The following is a 25,757-nucleotide window of genomic DNA, read 5'->3' on the forward strand; positions in this document are numbered from 1 at the left end:
GATCCGACGGGGCGGTCCGGGCAGGCGTCAGAGCGGGGACAGCTCGGGCCGCTTGGCCTCGACGTGGTCGCCGGAGGACTCGCCGCGCAGCCGCCGGCCGACCCACGGGACCAGGAACTCCCGGGCCCAGTGCAGGTTCTCCCGGCGCTGCTCGGCGACCGAGAGCACCGGGGCGGTCGGCCACGGCGCGTCCGGGTCCTGGGCGGCGGTGAGCGGCAGCCCGAGCGAGCGGGCGGCCAGCAGGGCGACCCGCTGGTGGCCCTCGGGGGAGAGGTGCAGCCGGTCCTCGCTCCAGGCCCGCCGGTCGTGCACCGCGCGCAGCGACCACAGGTCGGCCACCGCGCAGTCGTTCCGGTCGGCGATCGCCCGCAGGTGGCCGTTGTAGGTGGCGATCTTGCCGCGCAGCAGACCGAGCAGCGGGATGCCCCGGGTGTCGAAGCCGGTGCAGATCAGCACCCGGCCCGCGTGCCGGCGCAGCTCCAGCACGGCGGCCTCGAACCGCTCGGCCGCCTCGTCCGGGTCGCTGCCGGGCCGGAGGATGTCGTTGCCGCCCGCGCAGAAGCTCACCAGGTCGGGCCGGATCTCGGCGACCCGGGGCACCTGCTCGGCCACCACCTGGTCGAGCAGGCGGCCCCGGACGGCCAGGTTGGCGTAGCGGAAGTCGTCCGTCGGCCGCTGGTCGGCGAGCAGTTGGGCGAGCCGGTCGGCCCAGCCGGCGTACCGGCCGTCCGGGCCCGGGTCGTTCAGGCCCTCGGTGAAGCTGTCGCCGAGGGCGACGTACGAGTCGATGTCGGTGATCTCCTGGTGGTCAGCCATGGAGACGATAGTTCACCTTGTGAAGTTCCTTACGCGAACGTAGGTGGCGCGGTACGGGCGTGATCTTCGCCACCCGGGGTGCGGGCTTCAGTCCGCCGAGGGCCAGTCCGACAGTCGGCGGGCGCTCTCGAAGCGCAGTGGCTCACCGGTCACCGGATCGGTGAACTCCAGTCTGTGGGCCAGTAGTTGGAGCGGATGGCGGAAGTCGTCCAGGGCCGTCTCGGGCAGCACCTCGGGGTAGAGCGGGTCGTGCAGGATCGGGATGCCCAGCATGCTCAGGTGCACCCGGAGCTGGTGGGTCTTCCCGGTCTCCGGCAGCAGGCGGTAGCCGCCGAGGCCGTCCCGGTGGGTCAGCAGTTCCACCACGCTCCGACTGTTCGACTCGCCCGGCACCTCCCGGGCCGTCAGCTCGCCGCGTTCCTTCACCAGGTGGCCGGTCACCGTCCGGGGCAGCGTCAGCGCGGGGTCGTACGGGGCGACCGCGCGGTACTCCTTGGTGACCCGGCGCTCGGCGAACAGCCCCTGGTAGGCGCTCCGGTGCTCGGGCCGTACCACGAAGAGGGTGAGCCCGGCCGTGAGCCGGTCCAGCCGGTGGGCCGGGCTCAGCTCGGGCAGCGCCAGCTCGTCCCGCAGCCGGGACAGCGCCGTCTCCACCACGTGCCGGCCGCGCGGCGTCACGGCCAGGAAGTGTGGCTTGTCGGCCACCACGATCCGCTCGTCCCGGTACAGCACCGTCACCGGGAACGGCACCGGCACCTCGGGGCCGAGCTCCCGGTGGTACCAGACGTAGCCACCCGGCAGGTACGGCGCGTCGGCCGGGAGCGGCCCGGCCGTCCCGTGCACTGTGCCCTCGGCGAACATCGCGTCGACCAGCTCGGACGGCACCGGCAGCCGGTCGGCCAGGTAGTCGCGCACCGTCGTCCAGTCGCCCTCGACCGGCAGCCGCCGCCGGACCGGGTCGACCCCGCGGCGCTGCGGCAGCGGTGCGGGCGGCACGGCGGATCGGCGTCTCATGTCGAACCAGCCTAGTGCCGTGCCCGGGCAGGGGTTGTCCCACCGGGCACGCACCCGGTCGAGTGGCCGTGACCGGTTCCGGCCCCTGGCCGGGGCAGAATGGGGACCCGGAGACCGAGCCCGGAGGATTTACCGTGACGCGACCGGCCCAGCAGAGCGAGGAGCTGGCGACGCTCCGTCAGCTGCTGCGCACCCGCCCGCCGATGGACCGGAAACTGCCGGCCTTCGACCCGGGCGCCGCCCCGGCGGACCCGGCCACCCTGCACGTGTCCTGGCTGCTGGAGGCGATGACCGCCGAGCTGCCGGACGCCCAGGTGGTCACCGTCTCCACCTCCGACGGGGACGGCCACCCCGACGCCCGGGTGCTGGTGCTGCGGGACATCGATCCGGCCACCGGCAGCTGGAGCTTCGCCGCCGACCTGCGCAGCCCCAAGGGCGAGCAGCTCGCCGTCACGCCCTGGGCCGCCCTCACCTCGTACTGGCCCGCCTTCGGCCGGCAGATCAGGGTGCGTGGCCCGGTCGAGGCGATCGACCAGCAGGACGCACCGCCCGCCGAGCGGGGGGTCGGCCCGGCCGGCCACACCGCCGCCGTGGTCGGCCGGCAGAGCCAGCGGCTGGGCAGCGCGGGCGAGTTGGAGTCCGCCTGGCAGCTGGCCGCCGCCGAGGTGGCGGCCGATCCGGCCGGGCCGGTGCCGGGGCTGACCCGGTACGTGCTGCGCGCCGAGGCGGTGGAGTTCTGGCACGGCGACCCCGGTCGGCGGCACATCCGGCTGGCGTACCAGCGGACCGCCCTCGGCTGGGAGCGGGGCCTGCTCTGGCCGTGAGCGGCCCGGGCCGGGGTGACGGGAGGCCGGCCCGGCCGGCGGCGGGCTGGGACGCTGGTCCGGCCGCGTGCGATGATCGCCGGGTGCTTCGGGTGCCTGGAAGGTCGGTCCTCCGGCGGGGCAGGTCGGCCGGACCAGCCTCGGCGCTGGCCGCTGCCCTGCTGCTGGTGCTGGGCCCGGCCGCCGCTCCGGCGGCCGCCGACGGCAGCCCACGGCGCGAGTTCACGATTCAGGACGCCCGGATCACCGAGTCCAGCGGCCTGGCCGCGAGCCGCCGGCACCCCGGCGTCTACTGGACCCACAACGACAGCGACGACGGCCCGTACGTCTTCGCGGTCGACTCCCAGGGCCGCACGCTGGCCACCGTCACGCTGCGCGGGGTCACCCTGCGGGACGCCGAGGCGATCGCGCTCGGCCCGGACAACCAGCTCTACCTGGCCGACATCGGCGACAACTTCAACGGCAAGTGGCCCGAGGTCTGGCTCTACCGCTTCGCCGAGCCCGCCCAGCTGACCGACCAGACCGTGCAGGCCACCCGCTACCGGGTCAGGTACGCGGACGGGCCGCGCGACGCGGAGGCGCTGCTGGTGCACCCGGTGACCGGCCGGGTGTACATCGCCAGCAAGAGCGACAAGGACCAGGGCCACCTGTACCAGGGCCCCGAGGCGCTGTCGGCCACCGCCGTGAACACCTTCAAGAGCATCGCCGACGTCCCCTGGGTCACCGACGGCGGCTTCTCCCCGGACGGCAGCAAGGTGGTGCTGCGCGGCTACTTCTGGGCCAAGCTGTACGACTGGAAGGACGGCACCATCACCGCCCCGGAGTCGGTGAACGTCCCGTTCCAGCGCCAGGGCGAGTCGGTGACCTTCTCGGCGGACGGCGACTCGCTGCTGTTCGGCAGCGAGGGCAAGCAGAGCGACGTGTGGCGACTCCCGCTCAAGGCCGCCACTGCGACCCCGACCCCTGCTCCGGCGGCCGACCCGGCGGCCTCGGGCGCTCCGGCCGCCGCCCCCGAGCCGAAGAACGAGCCGAACCACGCGGGCGCCCTGCTGCTGGTGATCGCCGCCGTCGGGGCGCTGTTCTACTGGCGCAAGGGCCGCAGTTCGGGCTGATCAGCCGTCAGGGCCCGGCCGGGCGAGGGTGGATCGGGCCGCGGCCCGCGCACCGCTGATAGCCTCGCGGGGCACCCGGCGTGAAGGAGTCCCGATGGCCGTCGTCCACCGCACCACCATGAAGCCCGGCAAGCTCGAGCTGCTCACCGAGTGGCTGCCGCAGCAGTCCTGGTACCTGGGCGCGGGCCGGGCGCCGGAGCTGGTCCGGGCCGGCGGGTTCCGGCTGGACGACCCCGAGGGCGAGGTGGGGATCGAGTTCATGGTGGTGGTGGACACGGCCGGGCCCGACCCGGTGGCCTACCTGGTCCCGCTGGCCTACCGGGGCGCCCCGAACGGCACCGGCCCGACCCTGATCGGCACCTCCGAGCACGGCGTGCTCGGCACCCGGTGGATCTACCACGGCACCGGCGACCCGGTGCTGATGACGGAGCTGGCCGCCCTGCTGAGCGGCAACGCGGTGCCGCAGCAGCAGAGCGAGAGCGACACCCCGGACCCGACCGTCACGGTCCACCCGGTCACCACCGGGCAGCCCTTCAGCTACGAGACCGTCGAGGTCCTGCGACCGCTGGCCGACCAGGCCGCCGAACTCCCGGCCGACACCGTGCTCGGCCAGGTCGTCGCAGGCTGGCTCTGGCCGGACGGCACCCCAGCCCGCGCCGTCTTCGCCCGCGCCACCCCGTAGCGGGGCCTGCCACCGTCCGGCTGAACTCCGTTAGAGGGAAGGGCGGTTCAGGCGTGGGCGGTCAGGTCGCTGAGTTGGGCGGCCAGGTGCAGGCCGGTGGTGAGGTACTGCACGAAGGTCTCGTTGTTGAGGGCGGCGGGGGAGCGGCGGCGGCGGATCAGGGTGATCGCCTGGTCCATGTCGTGGCCCAGGCCGGCCAGGGCCTGAGCGATCACCAGCCCCGAGCGGTTGTAGCCGGAGTGGCACCGGACGAGGACGGTGCGGCCGGCGCGGACGGCGTCCGCCACGGCGGTGGCGAGCGATGCGGCCGTGCGGAGCTGGGCGGCGGTGAGCGGTTCGTCGGGCATCGTGCCGACCAGGTGCTCCACGTCGGGGGACGGGCCGTGGCCGGGGGCCGAGAAGAGGCTGACCACCAGGTCGAACTCCGACCCGACGACCACGGACTGGAGGTCCCCCAGGCAGTCGGTCCAGATGTGCCCGCCCATCCAGAGGCCCGGGACGATCTCGTTCCAGGGCTCCTCGGGGCCCGGTACGTGCCGGTCCTTCCTGCGCGTCCTCATCGCCTCACCCTCCCGCAGCGCCAACGGCGGGGCGGGGCGGGGAGTTCCGCGTTCCCTCGGGCGGGCCTTCGGGGTGATCGGTGTTCGCGCGGGCCGTTCGTAGGGATAACGTCAGGGGCGTGTCACGAACCGAAAGCTCCCCCGCCGCGCTCCTGCCTCGTCCGGAGCGCCTGCACACCGTCCCGCTCGAACGGATAGCCGGGCTCCTGGGTGTTCCAGGGGCTTCGGGTGACGTCCCGGTCACGGGGATCACGCACAGTCATTCGGCGGTCCTGCCGGGGGACTTGTACGTGGTGCTCCCCGACAGCCGGGTGGAGGTCCGGGAGGCGGTGGGGGCGGCGCGGGCGGCCGGGGCGGTGGCCGTGCTGGCGGAGGCGGCCGCGGCGGAGCGGCTGGGCGGGTGCGGGGTGCCGGTGCTGGTGGTGACCGGGTTGCGGTCGCGGCTGGCGGAGCTGTCCAGCTGGTTCTACGGGCGGGCGGCGGAGGGCCTGTTGAGTTTCGGCGTGACCGGCACCAACGGGAAGACCACCACCTGCTATCTGCTGGAGGGCGGCCTGGTCGGGGCCGGCCGGGCCCCCGGCCTGCTGGGTACGGTGGAGCGACGGCTCGGTGCCGAACGGTTCGCCGGTGAGCTGACCACCCCCGAGGCGCCGCAGCTGTACGCGCTGCTGGCGGTGCTGGCGGAGCGCGGCGCGGACGCGCTGGCGATGGAGGTGTCCAGCCACGCGCTGCGGCTGGGCCGGGTGGACGCGCTGGTGCTGGAGGTCGCGGTGTTCACCAACCTGACGCACGATCACCTGGACTTCCATCCCGACATGGAGGACTACTACCGCGCCAAGGCGGTCCTGTTCACCCCGGAACGCTGCCGGCGCGCGGTGGTCAACGTCGACGACCCGTACGGGCGGAGGCTGAAGGACGAGGCCGGGGTGCCCGTGGTGACGTTCTCCGCCGAGGGCGACCCCGGTGCGGACTGGCGGGCGGTGGACGTCCTGCTGCGGGCGGACGGTTCGACGTTTCGGGTGCTCGGCCCCGACGGTGCCGGGGCGGACGCCCGGATCGCGTTGCCCGGCGGCTACAACGTGGCCAACGCGCTGGGCGCCGTCGCGGCCCTGGTCACGGCGGGCCTGCCGCTGGACCGGGTGGTGGCCGGGATCGGCGCGGTGACCGGCGTACCTGGGCGGGTGGAGCGGGTCGAGGCCGGGCAGCCGTACCTGGCGGTGGTGGACTACGCCCACCAACCCGACGCGCTGCAGGCCGTCCTGACGACCCTTCGGGCGGTCACCCCGGGACGGCTGCACGTGGTGATCGGCTGCGGCGGGGACCGGGACACCGCCAAGCGGTCCGTGATGGGCGGGGTCGCCGCCCGGTTCGCCGACACCGCCGTGCTGACCACCGACAACCCCCGGTCCGAGGACCCGTTGGCGATCCTGGCCACCATGCGGGCCGGGGCCACCGCCGTGCCCGCAGCCGAACGGGCCGAGCTGCTGGTCGTCCCGGACCGGGCCGAGGCCATCGCCGCCGCCGTGGCCCGGGCGGTGGCCGGCGACACCGTGCTGATCGCCGGCAAGGGTCACGAGAGCGGCCAGCAGATCGGCGCCGTCAGCCTGCCCTTCGACGACCGGGCGGTGCTGGGCGCCGCGATCACGGCCGCCCGGTCCACCGGTGAGCCCGACCGCGGCTAGGCCGCTCTCTCGGTCGCACCCCGGCCCGCCCCCGACTCACCCGACCTCGGAGAACTCTTGCTGGTCTCACCCGCCCTTCCCCTCGCCATACCCGTACCCGGGACGGTCGTCGACGCGATCCGGATCGTGCGCGTCGACCTGTTCGTGGTCCGGCTGCCGCTGCTCCGCCCGTTCACCACCAGCAGTCACCGCAAGGACCACCTGGACCACATCCTGGCCCGGGTCACCGACCAGGACGGCGCCACCGGCTGGGGGGAGTGCGCCAGCCCGACCGACCCGTTCTACGGGCCGGAGAACCTCCGCAGCTGCTGGAACGCGCTGACCGACTACTTCGCCCCGGCCCTGCTGGGCGCCGGCTGGCAGCACCCCACCGACCTGCCGACGGCCTGGGGCCACATCCAGGGCAACCGGTTCGCCCGGGCGACACTGGACATCGCCTGCTGGGACCTGTTCGCCCGCCGGCAGGACCGCTCGCTGGCCGACACCCTCGGCGGCACCGCGGCCGCCGTCCCGGTCGGGGTCAGCCTCGGCATCGAGCCCGGCGTCGAGGAACTGCTCGCCCAGGTCGAGCGGTACGTGGCGGAGGGCTACCGGCGGGTCAAGCTCAAGATCGCCCCCGGCTGGGACGCCGCACCGGTGGCCGCCGTCCGCGAGCGCTTCCCGGACACCCCGCTCCAGGTGGACGCCAACGGCGCCTACCGGGACCACCCCTCGCACCACGCGGTGCTGCGGGAGCTGGACGGCCTGGGCCTGGCGATGATCGAGCAGCCCTACCCCGCCGACGACCTGCTGGCGCACGCCCGCCTGCAGCGCGAACTGGCCACCCCGGTCTGCCTGGACGAGTCCGTCACCACCGTGCACACCGCCCGGACCGCGCTCGCCCTGGGGGCCGGACGGATCGTCAACATCAAGGTCTCCCGCCTCGGCGGCCTGACCGAGGCCCGCGCCGTCCACGACCTGTGCGAGCAGGCGGGCGTGCCGGTCTGGTGCGGCGGGATGCACGAGTTCGGCATCGGCCGGGCGGCGAACCTGGCCCTGGCCGCACTGCCCGGCTTCACCCTCCCCGGTGACCTCTCCGGCTCCGACCGGTACTTCCGCACGGACGTGGTGCAGCCGCCGATCCGCGCCCACGACGGAACGGTGGCCGTGCCGACCGGCCCCGGCCTCGGCGTCGAGATCGACCAGGATGCGCTGCGCGGTCACCTGCTGCGCAGCACCGTACTGACCTGAGCGCGGTGGGGGCGGTCACTCGCTGTCCGACACCCACGTCCTCCGGTCCGCGTACTCCGCCACGACCGCACCGGGGCAGGCCCGGCGCAGTGCCGCCGCCAGCAGGCCCGGGTCGTGCTCCGGATGGTCGAACGCGGCCCGGGTGCGGTGGACCTTGCCGCCCACGTGCAGTTCGAGCACCCGTTGGCCGCCGTCGGGATTGTCCATGGACCGGTGCCCGGTACGGATCAGCTGCAGCCGGCCGACCGAGTCGAGCGGGTGGCTGCTCTCCCGGCCGTCGACCCGCACCAGCACGAGCACCGGCGGGGGCCCCGGCCGGATCTCGGCCCGCTCGACGGCCCTCCGCTCGCCCAGCCAGGGCGGCACCAGCAGCACGCCCCAGAACGTCACGAGGATCCCGCCCAGCACCAGGGCCGCCCAGGGCGCGGCGACCGCCACCGCCCCGACGGTCAGCACGTGTCCCACGGTGACGACCACGTAGTCGCCCCAGTCGGACGACCCCTCGTACTTGCTCCGGTAGGTCTCCCAGCGGAAGACGCCGCCGTCCTCGGGTTCGCTCATGGTGCCCAGCATGGCGATCCGTGCGCGCTGCCGGAAGGGGTACCGAGGAGGAAGTCGCCCCCGGACGGTGTGCCGGTGACGGACCGTCAGCGGTAGCCGGTGGGGTCGGCGGGCAGGTCCGGGTCCTGGACCTCGACCAGGTAGCGCCAGGCGTCGGGCCGGCTGCCGTCCAGGTCGGTGAAGCCGTAGACCCGGGCGAGTGCGCCGCTGGACAGGGACTGCCCGTTCCAGCGCGCCACGTCGGGGTCGGCGGCCAGGGCCACCACGGCGCGGCCGACGTACGAAGGGGTCTCGGAGATGCCGAAGTGCGGGACCCGGGCGATCGCGTCCCGCCAGTTCTGCTCGGTGACCCCGAAGGTGTCGAGCATCAGCTCCGAGCGGAGCCAGCCGGGGGTGAGCGCGACGGCGGTGGCGCCGCGCGGGCCCAGCTCGTGGCCGAGTGAGAAGGCCATCCGCAGGACGGCGGACTTGGCCAGGTCGTAGAAGAAGGAGACCCGGTAGCGGGTGCGGTTGTACTCCTCCGTGCCGTCGGTCATCTCCACCACCAGACCGCCCGGCGTGCGCAGCAGCAGCGGCAGCGCGTGGTGGCTGGTGATCGCGTGGGTCTCCACCGCGAGCCGGAGCAGGCGCAGGCCGTTGTCGAGGTCGTGCTCCCAGACCGGGCTGTTCCACTCGAAGAGCCGTTCGCCGCCCCAGATGTCGTTCACCAGTAGGTCGAGCCGGCCCTGTTCGCCGTCGATCCGCTGCACCAGGGCCGCGACCTGCGCGGGGACCAGATGGTCCGTCACCACCGCGATGCCCCGGCCGCCGGCCGCCGTGACCAGTTCGGCGGTCTCCTCGATCGTCTCGGGGCGGTCGTACTCGGAGCGCCGCCCCCGGGTGCTGCGCCCGGTCACGTAGACGGTGGCTCCGGCGGCGCCGAGCTCGACGGCGATGCCCCGGCCCGCGCCCCGGGTCGCCCCCGCGACCAGCGCGACCTTGCCGTCGAGTGCTGTCGTCACGGTGCCGACGCCCTTTCGCTCCAGGTGGTGCCACGCTACGCGCCCGCCCGACCGGGTCGGCGGAAGCGCGCGGGTGTGCCGGGCACCACAGCCGTTGACCCCTTACCGGGACGGACGGTGTTGTTATGCTGCGAGAGCGTCCCGAGGGGAAAGTCCGGTGGAAGTCCGGCGCTGACCCGCAACGGTGGACGGGCCCCTGAGGGTCCGTGAGCCCGATCGCCCTCGGCGGCGCTGACCTCCCGACAACTCGCCGCGGACTGCGAGGGGATGCGGCACGGCACGCCCGCGCGGACCTTCAGGTCCGCGCCGACCGGGCGGCCCCGGCGCGTCGTCCCGTACGCCCGCGGCCCGACCGAAGGCAGCCGTGAGCACCGCCGTAGCCGCACCGACGCCGAAGGCCGCCGCCCACCCGCCCGCCCGGACCCCGGTGCTGGCCGCCGGGCTGACCGTCGCCCTGCTGGTCTCGCTGGTCTGCGGCGTCGCGCTGGGCTCGTCCGGGATCAGCTGGGGAGCGGTGGTGGAGTACCTGCGGGCCGGTCTGACGGGTGGTCGGATCAGCGCCGACCAGCTGGCCGGCTACACCATCGTGTGGGAGATCCGGCTGCCCAGGACGGTGCTGGCCGCCGTGGTCGGGGCCGGGCTGTCGGTGACCGGCGTCGCCGTCCAGGCCATGGTGCGCAACGCGCTCGCCGACCCGTTCGTGCTCGGGATCTCCTCCGGTGCGGCCGTCGGCGCCAACGCCGTCCTGCTGCTCGGCGCGTTCGCCTCGCTCGGCGTCTGGGCGCTCTCCGCCTCCGCGTTCGCCTCCGCGCTGGCCGCCATGGTGCTGGTCTACGCGGTGGCCAGGACCGCCGAGGGCCTCACCCCGCTGCGCCTGGTGCTCACCGGCACCGCGCTCGCGTACGGGTTCTCCGCCGTCACCTCGCTGATGGTGTTCTCCGCCGAACGCGGCGAGGCGGCCCGGACGGCGATGATGTGGTTGCTCGGCAGCCTGGGCGGCGCCACCTGGGCCGCCGTCCCGATCGCCGCCGGCACCGTGCTGGCCGGGTTCGGCTACCTGCGGTACTCCGCCGGGCAGTTGGACGCGCTGGCGATGGGCGACGAGACCGCCGCCGCGCTCGGCGTGGACGCCGCCCGGCTGCGCCGGGCGCTGTTCGTGGTCACCGCCGCCGTCACCGGCACGGTGGTCGCGGTCAGCGGGGCGATCGGCTTCGTCGGGCTGATGGTCCCGCACCTGGCCCGGATGCTGGTCGGGGCCGACCACCGGCGGGTGCTGACGGTGGCTCCGCTGCTCGGCGCGGTGCTGCTGGTCTGGGTGGACATCGTCTCCCGGCTGCTGCTGGCGCCCGCCGAACTGCCGGTCGGGGTGGTCACCGCCGTGCTCGGGGTGCCGTGCTTCCTGCTGCTGATGCGGCGGCGCGGCTACAGCTTCGGCGGCCGCTGATGGCCGCCCGGGGGAGGGGACGCTGATGCGCGTCGACATCGAGGAGGTCTCGGTCGAGCTGGCCGGGACCAGGCTGGTGCACGAGGTCACCGTACGGGCCGCCAGCGGGCAGGTGCTCGGCCTGGTCGGGCCGAACGGCAGCGGGAAGTCCACCCTGCTGCGCTGCGTCTACCGGGCGCTGCGCCCGGCGGCCGGCACCGTCCGGCTGGACGGCGACGACCTGCACGGCCTGACGCCCCGGGAGGGCGCGCTCCGGGTCGGCGCGCTGCCGCAGGAGACGGTGGCCGAGTTCGACTTCACGGTCGCCGAGGTGGTCGGGATGGGACGGCTGCCGCACCGGCGCGGCTTCGGCGCACCCGGCCCGGACGAGGCGGCGGGCTGCGCGCGGGCGTTGGCCGAGGTCGGGGCGGAGCACCTGGCCGGGCGGGGCTTCCTGAGCCTCTCGGGCGGGGAGAAGCAGCGGGTGCTGATCGCCCGGGCGCTGGTCCAGCAGCCGGCGGTGCTGGTGCTGGACGAACCCACCAACCACCTGGACATCGCGCACCAGTTGGAGGTGCTCTCGCTGGTCCGCTCCAGCGGCCTGACCGTGCTGACGGCGCTGCACGACCTCAACCTCGCGGCGGCGCACTGCGACCTGCTGTACGTGATCGCGGCCGGCCGGATCGTCGCCTCGGGACCGCCCGGGGAGGTGCTCTCGCCCGACCTGCTCGCCGAGGTGTTCGGGGTCCGGGCCCACCCGGTGCGGCACCCGGTGACCGGCGCCGTCCAACTGCTCTTCGACCGACTGCGCCCCTGATCCACCGCACCCCTGATCGACCGCACCCTGATGAGGACGGACACCTTGCTCACCCATCCCCGCCGCGCCCTGGCCGCCACCGCCGTGCTCGCCCTGGGCCTGACCGCCTGCGGCGCCGAGGTCACCCCTTCGGCGGAGAGCGCGGGTTCGCCGCACTACCCCGTCACCGTCGACAACTGCGGCACCCCGCTGACGTACCACCACAAGCCGGCCCGGGTGGTGACGAACGACATCGGTATCACCGAGCTGATGCTGTCGCTCGGACTGGCCGACCGGATGGCGGGCTACGTGATGCCGGACGAGAAGGGCGACCTGGCGAAGGTGCCCTGGGCGGCGGAGTACGACCGCACCAAGTGGCTGTCCAAGAAGGAGATCACCAAGGAACTGGTGCTGGACGCCAAGGCCGACCTGGTCTTCGCGGGCTGGAACTACGGCTGGAACGACACCACCGGGCTCACCCCCGAGGGCCTGGGCAAGCTCGGGGTCGGCGCCTACACCCTCACCGAGTCCTGCCGGAACGGCAAGGAGAAGGCGCGCGGGGTGATGCCGCCGCTGGACGCGCTCTACGCGGACCTGGCCAACCTCGGGAAGATCTTCGACGTCGAGCCGAAGGCCCGGCAGCTGACCGCGGAGTTCCAGGCGGAGGTGGCCGGGGTCGAGGCCGGGGCGCCCGCCCGGCGGCCGAGTGTCTTCCTGTACGACAGCGGCCAGGACAAGCCGTTCACCGCCGGCCGGTTCGCGGCGCCCGAGCAGATCATCGGCAAGGCCGGCGGGCGGAACGTGATGGGTGACCTGGGCGACTCCTGGACCACGGTCGGGTGGGAGAGCGTGGTGGCCAGGGACCCCGAGGTGATCGTGATCAACAACTACGGGGAGACCGGCGCGGACGCCAAGCGGCAGTTCCTCAGGTCGTACCCGCCGCTGGCCAACGTCTCGGCCGTCCGGAACGACCGGATCTTCGTGCTGGACTACGTCGACCTGGTGGAGAGCCCGCGCAACCCGTCGGCGATCTCCCGGCTCGCGGCCTACCTCCGGACGGTGCCCGCACCCTGACGCCGCTGCTCAGAACAGTGCGGCCTGCTCGACCGGCCGCGCCCTGAGCTGCTCGGCGAGCCCGGTGCAGGAGGCGAGCGGGGTGGGCCGCAGGGACCAGCCGATGAGCAGCCGGGTGTCCAGCAGCAGCGGGGGAGCGTCCGCCTGATCGGGCGTCACGAACAGGTGGCGCCCGATCGGCGCGTGCAGGGTGCCGCCGAGGGTGGCGCCGGGGCCGAGCGCGGTGATCTCGCGGTACGCGGCGGGCGGCCCGGCGGTCAGGCCGAACAGGGCCACCTGGTCGGTCACCGGATCGGCCGGGAAGAGCTCGACGCCGTGGCCGGCCAGCACCCGGAGCACCCGGGCGCGCAGCTCGTGCACCGCCGCCGCCCGCTCGTCCGGCGCGGGCAGCCGCCACCAGCCGCCGACCTTGGCCCGGGAGGTGAACCGCTCCCTGGCCAGCCCGGACTGGGCCACCGTCAGCTCGGCCCGGCGGATGCCCGGCAGCGATCCCCGGGCGACGAACGTCCAGGCCAGGGCGGCCTGCTCGACCAGCCGGGCGGTGCCGCGCTGCTCGGCGGTCAGCCCGACCTTGGCCAGCCCCGGCCCGAACCAGGCCAGGTAGAGCCGGTACGTCCGCCCGTCGTCGAGGATCTGATCCCGGGCCAGCGCCAGCCCCTGGTCGGCGTCCTGGCAGGACGGGCACTGGCCCGCCTTCCCGCTCGGCTCCAGCTCCGCCGCGAGCGGGCACGGGTGGTGCCGGTGGGCCGTCCGCACCCCGACGCAGCGGCGCGGGCCGAGCACCGTCCAGCCGATCCGGGTACCGGCGGTGACCTCGCGCTCCAGCACCCGGGCCCCGGCGCTCGCGGTGAGCCGGGGCAGGCCGTCGCGCCAGCGCAGACCGGTGGCCGTCCAGCCGGTGGCCGCAGGGGTGCTCGTCATGGGACGTGAGCGTACGGCCTGCCACCGACAGCCGTCCCGCAGGGCGGAATCCCATTGGGAGCGCGGTCTGATGATCCGCTATATTCGCGCAGCCGTCGGACCCGCCGGCGCCGCAGCTCCGGGGGAGTCCCACCGTGTCGTCCGAGTCCGACCCGTCCAGCAGTTCGAGCCCCGACAGCTCGGCGGCCTGGTCCCCGCCGTCCGGCTCCGACGGTGCCCCGGCACCCGCTCCGGCTCCCACCGAGAGCTCCCCGTACGCGCCCCCGGCGGACGCGAACCCGTTCGCGCCGCCGGTCGCCGAGGCGAACCCGTACGCGGCGCCCGCCGATCCGTACGCGCCGCCGACCGGCCCGTACGCCCAGACCGGTCCGTACGCCCAGACCGGTGCGTACCCGCCGCCGGCCGCGCCCGGGTACCCGGTCGGGGCGCCGGCCGCGTGGGGCCAGGGGTACTGGAACGGGCCGCCGCCGCCACCGCAGGGGACCAACGGGCTGGCGATCACCTCGTTGGTGCTCGGGATCCTCGGGTTCGGGTGCTTCCTCTGGGTGCTCGGCCTCGGGTTCGGCATCGGTGCGCTCGGGCAGATCCGCCGCCGTCCGCAGCGCGGCAAGGGGCTGGCCGTGGCCGGCATCGTGCTCTCCTGCCTGTGGGGCCTGCTGATCATCGGCATGGCGGGGGTGTTCGTGGCGAAGGGCGACTTCGACGACATCGGGAGCACGACCAACGTCTTCAGCCTGGAGCCGGGCGACTGCGTGCAGGAGCGGACCGAGGAGCAGGGCAAGGTGGTCCAGCGGTTCACCGTGGTGTCGTGCAGCGAGCCGCACCACGGCGAGGTGTTCGGGGCGGTCCCGGTGCCGGGTTACGAGGCGAAGGGCGCCGCCTACCCGGGGGAGACGGTGCTGCAGGAGACCATCTCGAAGGGGTGCGTCGGCCGGCAGTACGAGTACGCGGCGGACTACGTGGCCGTCCCCCGGGGCGTCGACGTCACCACGCTCTACCCCGACCGCACCTCCTGGCGGTCGGGCGGCAAGCGGTTCGGCCTGTGCGTCTTCGAGTCGACGGAGAGCCTGACCCGGACGCTCCGTCAGGACGTCACCGCCGCCACGGCCGAGCAGCGGGGCTACCTGGACGCCTCCAGTGAGCTGAACCAGGTCGTCGACCAGTGGCCGCTGGACGAGCCGGAGGAGGCCACTCCGGGCGTCTACCAGGACTGGGCCCGCAGGCTGATCGGCGCCGCCGAGACGGAGAAGAGCCGGTTGAACGGCGTTCCGTGGTCGGACGGGACCCGGGCGAAGGTGGCGCCGCTGCAGGCCGAACTGGACCAGGTGATCGTGCACGCGGAGAAGATCCGGAAGGGCACCGACCCCGGCCTGCTGGCCGACGAGGCGATGGAGCTGGAGGACCTGCTCCGGGGGCCGGCGGACACCAAGCTCCGGGACGCGCTCAAGCTGCCGACCAGCGCCCCGGACCTCCGCCCGGCCACGGTCTGACACTCCGTTCGTTCCGCGCCGCCCCGGTCCCCGCCGTACGGGACCGGGGCGGCGTCGTCGGTGCCGCTCTCGGTATCGGTGTACAGAATTCTTGACATGGTGTCGGCCTTGCTTGACACTGCGGATGTCGGGTTTTCTTTACATGGGGGAGCGGGATGGCAGTCGAGGAGAAACGCGCCTGGTGCATGCTGGCGGTCACGGTCGCGACGTACACGGCGTACCTGGCCGTGGTGCTGGACCGGCCCGCCGGGCTGGGCCTGACCCAGGCGCCCTACGTGGCCGCGCTGCTGTGGTCGATCGGCGGCGGGATCGTGGCCTCGATCGTGCTGCACACCGCCGTCTCCACGTTCTCCCCCCGGGAGGAGAACGTCCGGGACCAGCGGGACCGGGAGATCCACCGGTTCGGCGAGTACGTCGGCCAGTCCTTCATGGCGATCGGCGGCATGGCCGGGATGGGCCTGGCGATGGCCGGGCAGGACCGGTTCTGGATCGCCAACGCGATCTACCTCGCCTTCGTCCTGTCGGCGCTGCTCGGCGCGAGCGCGAAGATCGCCGCCTACCGGTTCGGGTTCCACCCGTGGTGAAGCCGACCAGGGTCACCAACGTGATCCGCACCCTGCGGTTCACCCACGGCGAGATGACCCAGGCCGAACTGGCCCGCCGGATCGGGGTCACCCGCCAGACCGTCATCGCCATCGAACAGGGGCGCTACTCGCCCTCGTTGGAGGTGGCGTTCCAGATCGCCCAGGTGTTCCGCGTCCCGCTCGACGACGTGTTCCAGTACCCCACCGGCACCGAGGGAGACACCAGCTCATGAAGGCTGTCCTGCACGACGTCTACGGCCCGCCCGAAGTCCTGCGGGTCGAGGAGACCGAACCGCCCGTCCCCGGCGAGGGCGAGGTGCTGGTCCAGGTGCACGCGGCCGGTGTCGACCCCGGGGTCTGGCACCTCACCGCCGGACTGCCCTACCTGATCCGGGCGGCGGGCTTCGGCCTGCGGGCGCCCAAGCGGCGGATACGCGGCCTGGACGTCTCCGGCCGGGTGACGGCGGTCGGCCCCGGAGTCACCCGGTTCCGGCCGGGCGACGAGGTGTACGGCATCGCCGACGGCTCGTTCGCCGAGTACACCTGCGCCAAGGCGGCCAAGCTCGCCCACCGCCCGGCCAACCTGACCCACGCCCAGGCCGCCACCGTCCCGATCTCCGGCGCGACGGCCCTCCAGGCGCTGCGCGACGCCGGCCGTCTGAAGCCCGGTCAGACCGTGCTGGTGATCGGCGCGGCGGGCGGCGTCGGCAGCTTCGCCGTCCAGCTCGCCAAGGCGCTCGGCGCCCGGGTCACCGCCGTCTGCAGCCCCGGCAAGGCGGACCTGGTCCGCGCGCTCGGCGCCGACCAGGTGATCGACTACACCCGGACCGACTTCACCGACGGCACCCACCGGCACGACCTGGTGCTCGACATCGCGGGCAACCGCTCGCTGACCCTGCTGCGCCGCACCCTGAACCCGCACGGCACCCTGGTCATCGTCGGCGGCGAGAACGGCGGCCGCTGGATCGGCGGCAACGACCGGCAGCTGCGGGCCCTGCTGCTCTCCCCCTTCCTCCGCGAGCGCCTGCTCGGCCTGCTCGCCAAGGAGCGGTACGCCGACCTCGACGTCCTCAGGGAGCTGATCGAGGCGGGGACGGTCACCCCCGCGCTGGACCGGACCTACCCGCTGACCGAAGTCCCGGCGGCGGTCGCCCGGCTGATGGCGGGTCAGGTGCGCGGCAAGCTGGCGATCCAGGTCCGGACGGACTGAGGCCGCCCCTGCGGAGGCCGCGAGGTGGTCACCGGACGGTGTAGGTGGCGGTCATCGGGGTGCCGCCGGGTTCGGCGGTCGTCACGGTGACGACGCCGGCGGCGGTGTGCCTGACCAGGGCCACGGCGCTGCCGTCGCTCTTGCAGGTCGGGTTCGGGGTGGCGTCCGGGCCGGCGCCCCGGACGGTGATCGGTACCGGGGAGCCGGGGTCGCAGCCGTAGTACGCGAGGGTCGACTCCTCGTTCTGCCTGGGTTGCTGCGGGGTGACCAGGGCCGGGTGGGTGGTCAGCGTGGTCGACTTGGACCCGCCACCGGAGATCTTTCCGGTCACCTCCCACCGGCCGGCTGACGGGCCGGCGAACTGCGGTAGCCGGAGGAGGGCGTTCGCGCCCTGGCAGGGCACGGCCGAGCCGAGTACCCCGCTGCGCCCCGTGCGCTGGTCGCGCCAGCCGAACTCGACCTGCTGGCCGGGGCGGCAGCCTTCGTAGCTGACGGTCAGGTCCCCGCGCATGGTGAACGGCGAGGGCGAGGCCAGCACCCGTTCCGCCGCCGGAGTGGACGAGCGCGAGGCGGTCGCCGTCGCGGTGCTCCGGTCGTCGGAGCCCCTGCGCTTCTTCTTGTTCTTGCTGCCCGTGCCGCAGGCCGCCAGCACCACCACCAGTGCCAGGACCAGCGCGCACCGAAGCCCCCGCTTGACCATCGGTTCCCCCCGTAGTCGTCTCAGTGGCTACAGGATGGGCTCCGGGCGGCCGGCTTGACCGCTCTTCGGCGCGGGCTGTGGCCGAGCTGTGACCTCGCGGTCCGCTGCAAGGATTCTGCAAGGTCAGGGGGGCATCGTGGACGCCCGACCGGCCCCGGGAGGGTCAGAGTTTGACGGCCTCGCGCACCTGGTCGAGGTGGATGAGGACGTCGTAGGCCCGGCCGATGGCGAGGGTGGGGTGCGGGTCCCCCTTGTAGGAGGAACCGGCCTCGTACACGGGGCGCGGGGTGTCGAGCCAACTGCGGCCCGCCGTCGGCAGGGTGCGCAGGTCGAGGTAGTAGTCGCGCTGGCGGACCCGGTCGAGGGTGTACTCCTGCATGTCGGGGGTGGCCCGGGGGACGGTGACCTTGGCCCAGGGGCTGCCGAGGGTGGTCGCGGTGAGGAACGACCCCTGGTTGAAGGTGAATCCGATCGCGGTGTAGGCCGGGCCGAGGGCGTTGCGCAGGAAGACGCCCTGCGTGGTGGGGTACATCACGGGGTCGGTGGACAGGTAGCCGACGTGGCCGTTGTGCGCCGACAGCAGCATCCTGTCGCCGGTGCGCCGGTGCCACCAGGTGGTGTTGTCGGCCATCACCCGGTCGCGGAGGTGCTCCGCGGCGGACACCGACTCGGGGTCGGACAGGTCGAGGGAGGCGAAGGCGAAGGTCTGGGCGATGTTGCGGGCGTGCTGTTCGGCCCACTCGTAGGCGTCGCCGCCGGCGCCCTTGCCCGCGGTGACCAGGTCGAGGGCCTGCTGGGCGACGGTGGCGTTGTGGCGCCGTTCGGCGACCGGCCTGCCCAGGTAGGCGAAGACGTCGTCGAGCGGGCGCAGCCCCGCGTACAGCCCTTCGAGGCGGGCGAGATCCTGCGGGCGGCTCGCGCGGACATGGGTGAGGACCCGGTCGAAGGCGGCGTCGCCGAGCCGGGGCGCGCCGACGTCGTTGCCCATGAAGTGCACCTTCCGGTCGGGGTGCCGGTCGTTGTACCGGCGCATCCAGGTGATCAGGCTGACGAACTCCTCGCGCTCCCAGGGCGATCCGGTCAGCGTCTCCTTGGCCACCTGCCGGGCGTCGCCGCGACCGCCCTGGAGGTACTCGTCGATCCGCAGGCCGGCCGTCCAGCTCATCTCCAGCGCGAAGGTGGTGAAGCCCTTCTGCTCGACCAGGTAGCGGAAGACGCGTTCCTTCATGGCGAAGAACTCGTGCGAGCCGTGGGTGGCCTCGCCCAGTCCGACCACCTCGGCGTCGCCGATCATGGCTCCCAGGGCCCGCAGGTCGGTGGTCCGGCCGCCGGGTTCGGTCGACCGGAGCGGCTGGGCGGCGCGGTCCAGGGCGCGGAGCGCGGCGGCCTGACGGTCCTTCGACGCGGTGGCGGTGGCGGTGGCGCTGGTGGGCGCGGGGCCCGGGCCGGGGGCGGCGGCGGCGACCGGGGCGAGCAGGGCGGTGGCCGCGAGGCTGGCGGTCGCGGCGAGCAGTCCTCGGCGGCCGATCGTCTGCTGGTGCGCGTTCATGCTGGTCACTCCTCGTTTCGGGGCCCGTCGGGCGGTGAAACGATCATGGCCGGAAGTGGCGGTGGGCCGCGCTGGGGCTCTCCTCCGACTTGGTCGGGGGAGAACCCCTGGCCCGGTGGTGTAGCGGGCTACACCACCGGCTGACCCGAGCTCAGGTGCGGTGCCGGATCACCCTTCGAGGGCGTCCGCGTGCCGCTGGCCCGGGATGCGGCCGCAGAGCAGGTTGCCGGGTTCGGCGGGGTCGTCGCTGATCCAGAACTGGACCCAGAGCAGGGCGAACTCGGAGCGGCTGAGGTAGCCGTCGCCGTCCAGGTCGAGCAGGTCGAAGATCCCGTCGGTGTCGACGCTCTGCCCGTTCCAGGTCTCCACCAGCCGCTGGTGCTCGCTGTGGGAGATCCGGCCGTCCCCGTTCTCGTCGACGGCGTCGAAGATGGTGTCGGCGGTGGTGCTGACGGCCGCCACCATGCCGGGCAACTCGTCGACCAGGGCGAGGAGTTCGTCGAGGTCGACCCGGCCGTCACCGTTGGCGTCGCCGTGTGCCAGCAGGCTCTCCCACCAGCCCATCAGGACGGCCTCCAGGGTGGCCCGCAACTCCGCCCCCGCCGCCACCCGGGGCAGCCGGCTCCAACGGACCACGAGGGCCTCGAAGTCGTCCCGCTGGAGGTACCCGTCCCCGTTCACATCGAACGCGGCGAACATTCCCTTGATCTTGTCCCGCTGGAACACGCTGGCCATGAGCTGCCCCTTGCTGTGCCGGTTGTCGTGCCGGAGCCGAAGAACGCCATCACGTCAGGCGATCGGTCGACCACGCTAGGTCGGATCCCGGGTGTCATGAGGGCTGTTCGGTACATCGCCGGACGGGCCGAGTGCGATGTGGTATTCCCGGTGCCCGGGCGGTGGCTGCAAGGATTCTGCAAGCCGGACCACCCACCATGAGCGCTTCGAATGTCTTTGCGAGTCGGGGAGTTGAGGTCGTGGCCGGAGCCGAGGTGCAGGTGGATCCGCAGGTGCTTCAGCAGGCCCGGTCCGCCACGGGGGAGACCCGGGGCGACTTCCGGGCCGCCGCGTTGTCGCCGTTGGACGAGACCACCGCCTGCTCCGGCAAGCTCGCGGGCTGGCAGTCCGCCGAGGGGATGAAGGTGCTCGTGCAGCGGTGGGAGCAGCAGGTGGAGGGCCTGGACGCGATCCTGCGCGGCCTCGCCGAACGGTTCGAGACCTCGGCTGCGGCCTACCGGCGCACCGAGGCGGACGTCCAGGGCGAGATGTCCCGCATCCAGCGGGCGTTCGGGTAGCCGGCCGTGCGCTACGAGGATCTCCACCACGCGGACCTGAAGGCGCTGGACGCGGCGGCGGACAGCTGGGAGCAGGCGGCGAAGCGACTCCGGGCCGCCGTCGGCGGCTTCAGCTCCGGCACGGTCAAGCCGCTCTCCGCCTCGGACTGGCGCGGCGATGCCGCCGTCCGGGCGTTCAACACCCTCTCCCAGGCCGAGCAGGAGCTCGACCGGGCGGCGAACGAGGCGGCCAGGGTCCAGGCCCTGCTGGCGGACGTGCACGCCCAGTTCACGGCGGTGCAGAAGGAGTTGCGGACGCTGGCCGAGAGCGAGGCACCGGCCGTCGGGGTGCGGATCGCCGAGAACGGGCAGGTGTCGCCGCGCGATCCGCTCGACAGCACGTCCCACGAGCGGAACGATCCGGACTTCCGGGACGCGCAGAACCAGCAGAACCAGGCCGTCCAGCAGGTGGAGCAGCGGCTCGCCGAGATCCTGGGCAAGGCCGACCGGCTGGACGCAGCGGCGGACCAGGCGCTGCGTCAGGACCTGAACTCCGCTGCCGACCGGGGCTTCAACGCGGACTCCTACACCAAGCTCGACCAGGTCAGGAACCCGAGCGAGCAGAACTACCAGAACGCGGGCGACTTCATCTTCGACGAGATGAAGACCAACATCGAGTCGCCCGACTTCAAGTCGATCCGGGATCTGTACAACACCGACGACTCCTTCATCGGGATCCTCACCACGCCCACCGACAAGCTCGCGGCGCTGGCGAAGTGGGCCCTGAAGGTCGGCCCCGGTCAGGACTGGGACCACAAGCCGAAGTTGCAGGACCGGCTCGACCTGAAGCAGCCGGACGACTTCTACTTCCAGGTGCCGGGCACCGAGGACAAGGTCTTCTACGACATCTACTCGAACATCCACTACGGCTACGTGGGCACCGCCGCGGGCTTCGGTCCCGACACCCTGATCAAGGGCGCCACCGTCCCCATCCCGGTCCTGGTCGGCAAGAGCGACCCGGGGGACGTGCTGACCATGCAGGCGGGCATCGACCTGTGGAAGCAGTACGGCAAGGACCTGACGAAGGAACAGCTCGACGCCAAGATCCGCGAGGTGGTCGCAGAGATGAAGGCCAAGCACCTGGACCAGGTCCGCCCGGCCTGAGCGGCCGTCGGCGCCGGTCGGTCTCAGCCGCCCGCGACGTTGGGCCAGTAGGGCTCCCCGGTGGGGTGGTACCAGGCCGGCCGGCTGCGGTGGTTCGCCCACGCCACGCCGCCGGCTCCCGAGGCGAGCGTGGCCAGGACGACCAGGAAGGTCGTCACGAGTTCCAGGTAGCCGTTCGGCAGCAGCAGGATCCACCCGGCCGACTGGACCGCCGCGAGCAGCAGGAGCACACCGGTCCGGGCCGGCAGGGTCTGCCGTACCGTCAGCCGGCCGGCGACCAGGCCGAGGAGGACGGCCGGGGCCACCACCATGAGGAACCCGATCACGAGGAACAAGAGCAGTGCGATGAGCATGGCGAGGCCCCGAATCCGTTTGGGCAGCGCCGGCCGCGCGATCGTGACGGCCGACCTTGTGGCGCCATCCTGGCAGATTCTTTGAACGTGTTCAATATTGCTGCCGGCGGGCGGGCTCAGCCGGCCGTGGCGGTGGAGGACCAGCCGCTGCGGTGCAGGCGGGCGAGACCGTCGAGGAGCAGGTCGAGGGCGAACTCGAACTCGGACTGGTCGTCACATCCGGGGCCCACGACGGACTTCTCGTCGTGGGCCCCGGCCGTGGCGAGCTCGGCGACGTGCGGGAAGTTCGCGGCCAGGGCCCGGAGCACGGCGGGGTCGGGCGGGGCGGCGCCGGGGGAGTCGTCGAAGAGCTCCTGGGTGAAGCCGAGCATCCGGCTGCCGAGGGCGTGCATCGCGTGGTGGGTGAGGTCGACCGAGCACCCGCCGGTGCGGAACAGGCCGATCAGCGAGTCGGTGTAGCCGAGCAGGGCCGGGGTCGGGGCGGTGCGGGACTGGATCACCCGGGCGGCCCAGGGGTGGCCGAGCAGGGCGCTCCGGGCGGTGAGGATGCGGGCCCGGACGGCGGGCTGCCAGTCGGGGCCCGGGGTGGGCGGGCCGATCTCGTCGAGCACGAAGTCGACCATGCCGTCGAGCAGTTGCTCCTTGTTGGCGACGTGCTTGTAGAGCGCCATCGGCACCACGCCGAGCTCCTGGGCGAGCCTGCGCATGCTGAGCGCGTCGATCCCGACGGCGTCCGCGAGCGCCACGGCGGCGCGCAGCACCCGGTCGCGGCTCAGCGGTGCCCGGCGGGCTGTCTCCGGCTGCCGAGTCATCGTCAGCTCCCTTGCGGTCGGCCGGAGAACCGGCGGCTGGTGTTGACGAGTGTACGGCGTACGCCTAATCTCTGGCACAGGTGTACGCCGTACACCTCGGGGCTGGGGAGGAAACTGATGAGTTCGGACCGAAGGACCGCGAAGGTTGCGGGCGGGCTGTTCCTGATCACCGAGGTCGCCGCGGTCGGCGGCCTCACGCTGTACGGACCGGCGTTGCGGAACGCCGACTACGTGCTCGGCGCCGGGGCCGACGCGCGGGTGTTCGCCGGGGCGCTGTGCGAGATCGTGCTGGTGCTCGCGGTGATCGGGACCGGGGTGGTGCTGTACCCGGTGCTGCGGCGGCGGAACGAGGCGGCGGCGCTCGGCTACGTCTGCGGCCGGCTGCTGGAGGCCGCCGTCATCGCGGTCGGGATCGTGGCCGTGCTGTCGGTGGTGACGGTGCGTCGGGAGGTCGGGGCCGGGGTGGGCGGCGAGGCGGTGGCCAGGGCGCTGGTGGCGGTCCACGACTGGACCTTCCTGCTCGGGCCGAACTTCGTGCTGGGGGCGAACACCCTGGTGCTGGCGGTGTTGATGTACCGTTCGCGGTTGGTGCCCCGGTTCGTCGCGGTGCTGGGGCTGGTCGGCGGTCCGCTGATCTGCGTCTCCGCCACCGCGGTGCTGTTCGGGCTCTACGGGCAGGTGTCGCCGGTGGGTTCGCTGGCGGCGGTGCCGGTGTTCGCCTGGGAGGTGACGCTGGCGGTCCGGCTGATCGTCAAGGGCTTCGACCCGGCGGCCCCGGCCGCCTGACGGTGCCCGGCCGGGGGCGGCGGGCCAGGCCGGAGCGGTGGCTGGCATGCTGCTGCCGTGGAGAAGCCGGAGATCTGGATCGAGTTCGACCCCGAGTTGCACGTCTTCGTCGCCGCGCCCCGGCGGGCCGGCCGGTCGGAGGTGCGGACCGACGGCACCTCGACGCTCGGCCACCTGGTCGAGTCGCTCGGCGTGCCGCTCACCGAGGTCGGGGTGCTGGAGGTGGACGGGGCGCCGGTGCCGACCGCCCACATCCCGGGAGCCGGTGAGCGGATCTCGGTGCAGGCGGTGACCAGGCCGCAGCAACTGGCGGGCCCGGCCCGCTTCCTGCTCGACGTGCACCTCGGGACGCTGGCGCGCCGGCTGCGGCTGCTGGGCGTGGACGCGGCGTACGAGAGCACCGACATCGGGGACCCGGCGCTGGCCACCCGCTCGGCCGCCGAGCAGCGGGTGCTGCTCTCCCGCGACCGGGGGCTGCTGCACCGGCGGGAGCTCTGGGCGGGCGCCTACGTGTACAGCCACCGTCCGGTCGAGCAACTGCGGGACGTGCTCTCCCGGTTCGCCCCGCCGCTGGCGCCCTGGACCAGGTGCACGGCCTGCAACGGGACGCTCCGCGAGGCCGCCAAGGCCGAGGTGAAGGAGCAGCTCCGGGACGGGACCGAGCGCGCCTACGACGTGTTCGCGCAGTGTGCCGACTGCTCGCAGGTGTACTGGCGCGGTGCGCACCACTCCCAGCTGGAGGCGATCGTGGCGGCTGCGGTCGAGGAGTTCGGCGCGGCTCAGGCGGGCTGAGCCGGGGTCGGACGGCGGGCAGTTGGCCGGTTCCGGCGTGCGGAGGGTCCCGCTCTGTGTAATGTCACATGCCATGAAACCCTCCCTTGCTGCCGCCGTGCTCGCGGCGAGCGTCCTGCTGCCCACCCTCTCCGTCGTCCCCGCGCAGGCCGCTGCGGCGAGCTGCACGGTCGGGGCGGCCGAACGCGGCGCGGAGGAGCGGCGGTTGACCGACCCGCGGAGCGCCGAGCTGGTGGCCCGGGGTGGTCTGGGCAGCTTCACCGCCCGGTTCCCGGCGGCGCTGTGCAGCGCCCGGTCGGTGGCCGAGGCCGAGCAGCTGCTCGACTCCTGGGGCACGGCGCTCTGGCAGGCGGCGGTGAACCGGAGCCAGGGGCGGCGCCCCGGCGGTGACCTGGCGGCGTCGGACGACCGGCCGCTGTACTGGGCCCGGCTCGCGATGGTCGACCAACTGGCGGGCTGGCAGCCGGTGTTCGCGGTGGATCGGGATGCGCTGCGGGGCCGGTTCGAGGACGCCTCGCGGGGGTTGCGGGAGAACGACTTCGGCGGCGCCCCGGGAGTGAAGCGGATCTTCGTCAGCGGATTCGACCCGTTCGGCCTGGACGGGGACCTGCGGACCGCCAACCCGTCCGGCTCGGCCGCGCTGAGCCTGAACGGGCGGCGGGTGACGCTGGACGACGGCAGCACCGCCGAGATCCGCGCGGTGGTGCTGCCGGTCCGCTACGCCGACTTCGACCACGGCATCGTGGAGCGGGCGTTCGCCCCGAGGCTGACGGCCGGCCCGCGCGCGGCCGACCGGATCACCACCATCAGCCAGGGCTACCCCGGCCTGTTCACGGTGGAGGCCTGGGCCGGCCGGGCCCGCTCCGCCGACCCGTACCCGGACAACACCGGGGCGCTGTCCGGCGGGACGTACGACCGCCCGGTGGTGGCGCCGGGGATGGGCCCCGGGGCGGAGTTCATCCCGACCACCCTGCCCGGGGCGGCCTGGGAGGCGGCGGCCCAGAGCCCGTTCCCGGTGCTGCTGAACACCGAGGTGACCGAGATCCCGGCGGGCGGGAGCGACCCGGTCGACCGGGCCGACGGCCCGACCCCGGGCTCCCGGGCGGTGGCCGGCGGGGGCGGCGGCTACCTCTCCAACGAGGTCGCCTACCGGAGCAACCGCCTGCGCCTGGAACTGCGCCCCGACCTGCCCGGCGGCCACCTGCACACCCCCGTACTGACCGGCCTGCCGGCCGACCGGACCCAGCTGAGCGGCGCGCAGTTCGAACAGAACGAACAGGCGATCACCGCCGAGATCCTCACCCTCCTCCGGGCCGGCTGGCGCCCGTAGCGGCGACGTTCCGAGGGAGG

28 protein-coding genes and 1 riboswitch are annotated in these 25,757 nt (G+C 73.6%); of the genes, 17 read left to right on the forward strand and 11 right to left on the reverse strand.

Going from position 1 to position 25,757, the window contains the following annotated elements; translation table 11 throughout:
* Positions 1-27 precede the first annotated feature (27 nt).
* Entirely contained in the window at positions 28-816 is a 789-nt protein-coding gene (locus tag OHV05_RS33310; protein ID WP_405021031.1) for an SGNH/GDSL hydrolase family protein, read from the reverse strand.
* Between the two features lie 87 nt (positions 817-903).
* The gene (locus OHV05_RS33315) at positions 904-1,830 is read right to left on the reverse strand and encodes a pseudouridine synthase (protein ID WP_405021032.1); all 927 of its coding nucleotides are present in this window, start codon (positions 1,828-1,830) and stop codon (positions 904-906) included.
* Positions 1,831-1,964: 134 nt separating this feature from the next.
* On the opposite strand from OHV05_RS33315, the gene OHV05_RS33320 reads away from it, so the two are divergent.
* The 3 genes from OHV05_RS33320 (at position 1,965) to OHV05_RS33330 (ending at position 4,448) form a co-directional block, all read left to right on the forward strand.
* Positions 1,965-2,654, forward strand: coding sequence for a pyridoxal 5'-phosphate synthase (locus tag OHV05_RS33320; RefSeq protein ID WP_405021033.1), 690 nt, complete (start codon positions 1,965-1,967; stop codon positions 2,652-2,654).
* Positions 2,655-2,746: 92 nt separating this feature from the next.
* Positions 2,747-3,766, forward strand: a complete 1,020-nt coding sequence (locus OHV05_RS33325; RefSeq protein ID WP_405021034.1) for a hypothetical protein — start codon at positions 2,747-2,749, stop codon at positions 3,764-3,766.
* Positions 3,767-3,860: 94 nt separating this feature from the next.
* Entirely contained in the window at positions 3,861-4,448 is a 588-nt protein-coding gene (locus OHV05_RS33330; protein ID WP_405021035.1) for a maltokinase N-terminal cap-like domain-containing protein, read from the forward strand.
* A gap of 47 nt (positions 4,449-4,495) precedes the next feature.
* On the opposite strand, the gene OHV05_RS33335 is transcribed toward OHV05_RS33330, so the two are convergent.
* Positions 4,496-5,008: a protein phosphatase gene (locus OHV05_RS33335; RefSeq protein ID WP_405021036.1), complete on the reverse strand. Its 513-nt coding sequence runs from the start codon at positions 5,006-5,008 to the stop codon at positions 4,496-4,498.
* Between the two features lie 119 nt (positions 5,009-5,127).
* Between OHV05_RS33335 and OHV05_RS33340 the strand changes: the two genes are divergently transcribed.
* Both OHV05_RS33340 and menC read left to right on the forward strand, forming a co-directional pair.
* Positions 5,128-6,690, forward strand: coding sequence for a UDP-N-acetylmuramoyl-L-alanyl-D-glutamate--2,6-diaminopimelate ligase (locus tag OHV05_RS33340; RefSeq protein WP_405021037.1), 1,563 nt, complete (start codon positions 5,128-5,130; stop codon positions 6,688-6,690).
* Positions 6,691-6,747: 57 nt separating this feature from the next.
* Complete coding sequence (gene menC / locus OHV05_RS33345) at positions 6,748-7,920, forward strand: o-succinylbenzoate synthase (RefSeq protein WP_405021038.1); 1,173 nt, start codon at positions 6,748-6,750, stop codon at positions 7,918-7,920.
* 15 nt (positions 7,921-7,935) lie between these two features.
* Here menC and OHV05_RS33350 read toward each other — a convergent pair whose 3' ends face one another.
* On the reverse strand, positions 7,936-8,481 hold the full coding sequence (locus tag OHV05_RS33350) for a hypothetical protein (RefSeq protein WP_405021039.1): 546 nt from the start codon (positions 8,479-8,481) through the stop codon (positions 7,936-7,938).
* Between the two features lie 86 nt (positions 8,482-8,567).
* On the reverse strand, positions 8,568-9,482 hold the full coding sequence (locus OHV05_RS33355; RefSeq protein ID WP_405021040.1) for an SDR family oxidoreductase: 915 nt from the start codon (positions 9,480-9,482) through the stop codon (positions 8,568-8,570).
* Positions 9,483-9,599: 117 nt separating this feature from the next.
* A riboswitch (cobalamin riboswitch) is annotated at positions 9,600-9,721 on the forward strand.
* 125 nt (positions 9,722-9,846) lie between these two features.
* Here OHV05_RS33355 and OHV05_RS33360 point away from each other — a divergent pair.
* Genes OHV05_RS33360 through OHV05_RS33370 form a run of 3 tightly spaced genes read left to right on the forward strand, consistent with a single transcriptional unit; the run spans position 9,847 to position 12,775 of the window.
* A complete protein-coding gene (locus OHV05_RS33360; protein WP_405021041.1) occupies positions 9,847-10,926 on the forward strand; it encodes a FecCD family ABC transporter permease in 1,080 nt (359 codons plus the stop codon).
* Between the two features lie 25 nt (positions 10,927-10,951).
* The gene (locus tag OHV05_RS33365) at positions 10,952-11,722 is read left to right on the forward strand and encodes an ABC transporter ATP-binding protein (RefSeq protein WP_405021042.1); all 771 of its coding nucleotides are present in this window, start codon (positions 10,952-10,954) and stop codon (positions 11,720-11,722) included.
* Between the two features lie 30 nt (positions 11,723-11,752).
* On the forward strand, positions 11,753-12,775 hold the full coding sequence (locus tag OHV05_RS33370) for an ABC transporter substrate-binding protein (protein ID WP_405021043.1): 1,023 nt from the start codon (positions 11,753-11,755) through the stop codon (positions 12,773-12,775).
* 9 nt (positions 12,776-12,784) lie between these two features.
* Here the strand turns inward: OHV05_RS33370 and OHV05_RS33375 are convergent, their stop codons facing one another.
* On the reverse strand, positions 12,785-13,696 hold the full coding sequence (locus tag OHV05_RS33375; protein WP_405021044.1) for a DUF2797 domain-containing protein: 912 nt from the start codon (positions 13,694-13,696) through the stop codon (positions 12,785-12,787).
* Between the two features lie 134 nt (positions 13,697-13,830).
* Here OHV05_RS33375 and OHV05_RS33380 point away from each other — a divergent pair, with 134 nt between their 5' ends.
* The 4 genes from OHV05_RS33380 (at position 13,831) to OHV05_RS33395 (ending at position 16,980) form a co-directional block, all read left to right on the forward strand.
* Positions 13,831-15,186, forward strand: coding sequence for a DUF4190 domain-containing protein (locus OHV05_RS33380; RefSeq protein WP_405021045.1), 1,356 nt, complete (start codon positions 13,831-13,833; stop codon positions 15,184-15,186).
* Between the two features lie 155 nt (positions 15,187-15,341).
* A complete protein-coding gene (locus OHV05_RS33385; RefSeq protein WP_405021046.1) occupies positions 15,342-15,770 on the forward strand; it encodes a hypothetical protein in 429 nt (142 codons plus the stop codon).
* Entirely contained in the window at positions 15,767-16,003 is a 237-nt protein-coding gene (locus tag OHV05_RS33390) for a helix-turn-helix transcriptional regulator (RefSeq protein ID WP_405021596.1), read from the forward strand. Before OHV05_RS33385 ends, OHV05_RS33390 begins: the two co-directional genes overlap by 4 nt.
* Positions 16,000-16,980, forward strand: a complete 981-nt coding sequence (locus OHV05_RS33395; RefSeq protein WP_405021047.1) for an NAD(P)-dependent alcohol dehydrogenase — start codon at positions 16,000-16,002, stop codon at positions 16,978-16,980. Before OHV05_RS33390 ends, OHV05_RS33395 begins: the two co-directional genes overlap by 4 nt.
* A 28-nt stretch (positions 16,981-17,008) precedes the next feature.
* On the opposite strand, the gene OHV05_RS33400 is transcribed toward OHV05_RS33395, so the two are convergent.
* The 3 genes from OHV05_RS33400 to OHV05_RS33410 all read right to left on the reverse strand — a co-directional run bounded on the left by OHV05_RS33400 (position 17,009) and on the right by OHV05_RS33410 (position 19,964).
* On the reverse strand, positions 17,009-17,680 hold the full coding sequence (locus tag OHV05_RS33400) for a hypothetical protein (protein WP_405021048.1): 672 nt from the start codon (positions 17,678-17,680) through the stop codon (positions 17,009-17,011).
* A gap of 163 nt (positions 17,681-17,843) precedes the next feature.
* Positions 17,844-19,229 (reverse strand): erythromycin esterase family protein, encoded by a 1,386-nt coding sequence (locus OHV05_RS33405; RefSeq protein ID WP_405021049.1) that lies wholly within the window; start codon positions 19,227-19,229, stop codon positions 17,844-17,846.
* A gap of 168 nt (positions 19,230-19,397) precedes the next feature.
* Entirely contained in the window at positions 19,398-19,964 is a 567-nt protein-coding gene (locus OHV05_RS33410) for an EF-hand domain-containing protein (protein WP_405021050.1), read from the reverse strand.
* Between the two features lie 239 nt (positions 19,965-20,203).
* Between OHV05_RS33410 and OHV05_RS33415 the strand changes: the two genes are divergently transcribed.
* Both OHV05_RS33415 and OHV05_RS33420 read left to right on the forward strand, forming a co-directional pair.
* Positions 20,204-20,521: a hypothetical protein gene (locus OHV05_RS33415; RefSeq protein ID WP_403035468.1), complete on the forward strand. Its 318-nt coding sequence runs from the start codon at positions 20,204-20,206 to the stop codon at positions 20,519-20,521.
* 6 nt (positions 20,522-20,527) lie between these two features.
* On the forward strand, positions 20,528-21,664 hold the full coding sequence (locus tag OHV05_RS33420) for a polymorphic toxin type 44 domain-containing protein (protein WP_405021051.1): 1,137 nt from the start codon (positions 20,528-20,530) through the stop codon (positions 21,662-21,664).
* A 23-nt stretch (positions 21,665-21,687) separates the two neighbouring features.
* On the opposite strand, the gene OHV05_RS33425 is transcribed toward OHV05_RS33420, so the two are convergent.
* Positions 21,688-22,017: a hypothetical protein gene (locus tag OHV05_RS33425; protein WP_405021052.1), complete on the reverse strand. Its 330-nt coding sequence runs from the start codon at positions 22,015-22,017 to the stop codon at positions 21,688-21,690.
* Positions 22,018-22,133: 116 nt separating this feature from the next.
* Positions 22,134-22,829 carry a TetR/AcrR family transcriptional regulator gene (locus OHV05_RS33430; RefSeq protein WP_405021053.1) on the reverse strand — a complete coding sequence of 232 codons (696 nt, stop codon included), beginning with the start codon at positions 22,827-22,829 and terminating at the stop codon, positions 22,134-22,136.
* A gap of 117 nt (positions 22,830-22,946) precedes the next feature.
* Here OHV05_RS33430 and OHV05_RS33435 point away from each other — a divergent pair, with 117 nt between their 5' ends.
* The 3 genes from OHV05_RS33435 to OHV05_RS33445 all read left to right on the forward strand — a co-directional run bounded on the left by OHV05_RS33435 (position 22,947) and on the right by OHV05_RS33445 (position 25,737).
* Positions 22,947-23,615, forward strand: coding sequence for a DUF4386 domain-containing protein (locus OHV05_RS33435; protein WP_405021054.1), 669 nt, complete (start codon positions 22,947-22,949; stop codon positions 23,613-23,615).
* 57 nt (positions 23,616-23,672) lie between these two features.
* Positions 23,673-24,407, forward strand: coding sequence for a Mut7-C RNAse domain-containing protein (locus tag OHV05_RS33440; protein WP_405021055.1), 735 nt, complete (start codon positions 23,673-23,675; stop codon positions 24,405-24,407).
* 73 nt (positions 24,408-24,480) lie between these two features.
* Entirely contained in the window at positions 24,481-25,737 is a 1,257-nt protein-coding gene (locus OHV05_RS33445; RefSeq protein WP_405021056.1) for a pyroglutamyl peptidase, read from the forward strand.
* Positions 25,738-25,757 lie beyond the last annotated feature (20 nt).

The sequence above is a fragment of the Kitasatospora sp. NBC_00070 genome (genome assembly GCF_045041205.1).
Taxonomy (GTDB): Bacteria; Actinomycetota; Actinomycetes; order Streptomycetales; family Streptomycetaceae; genus Kitasatospora.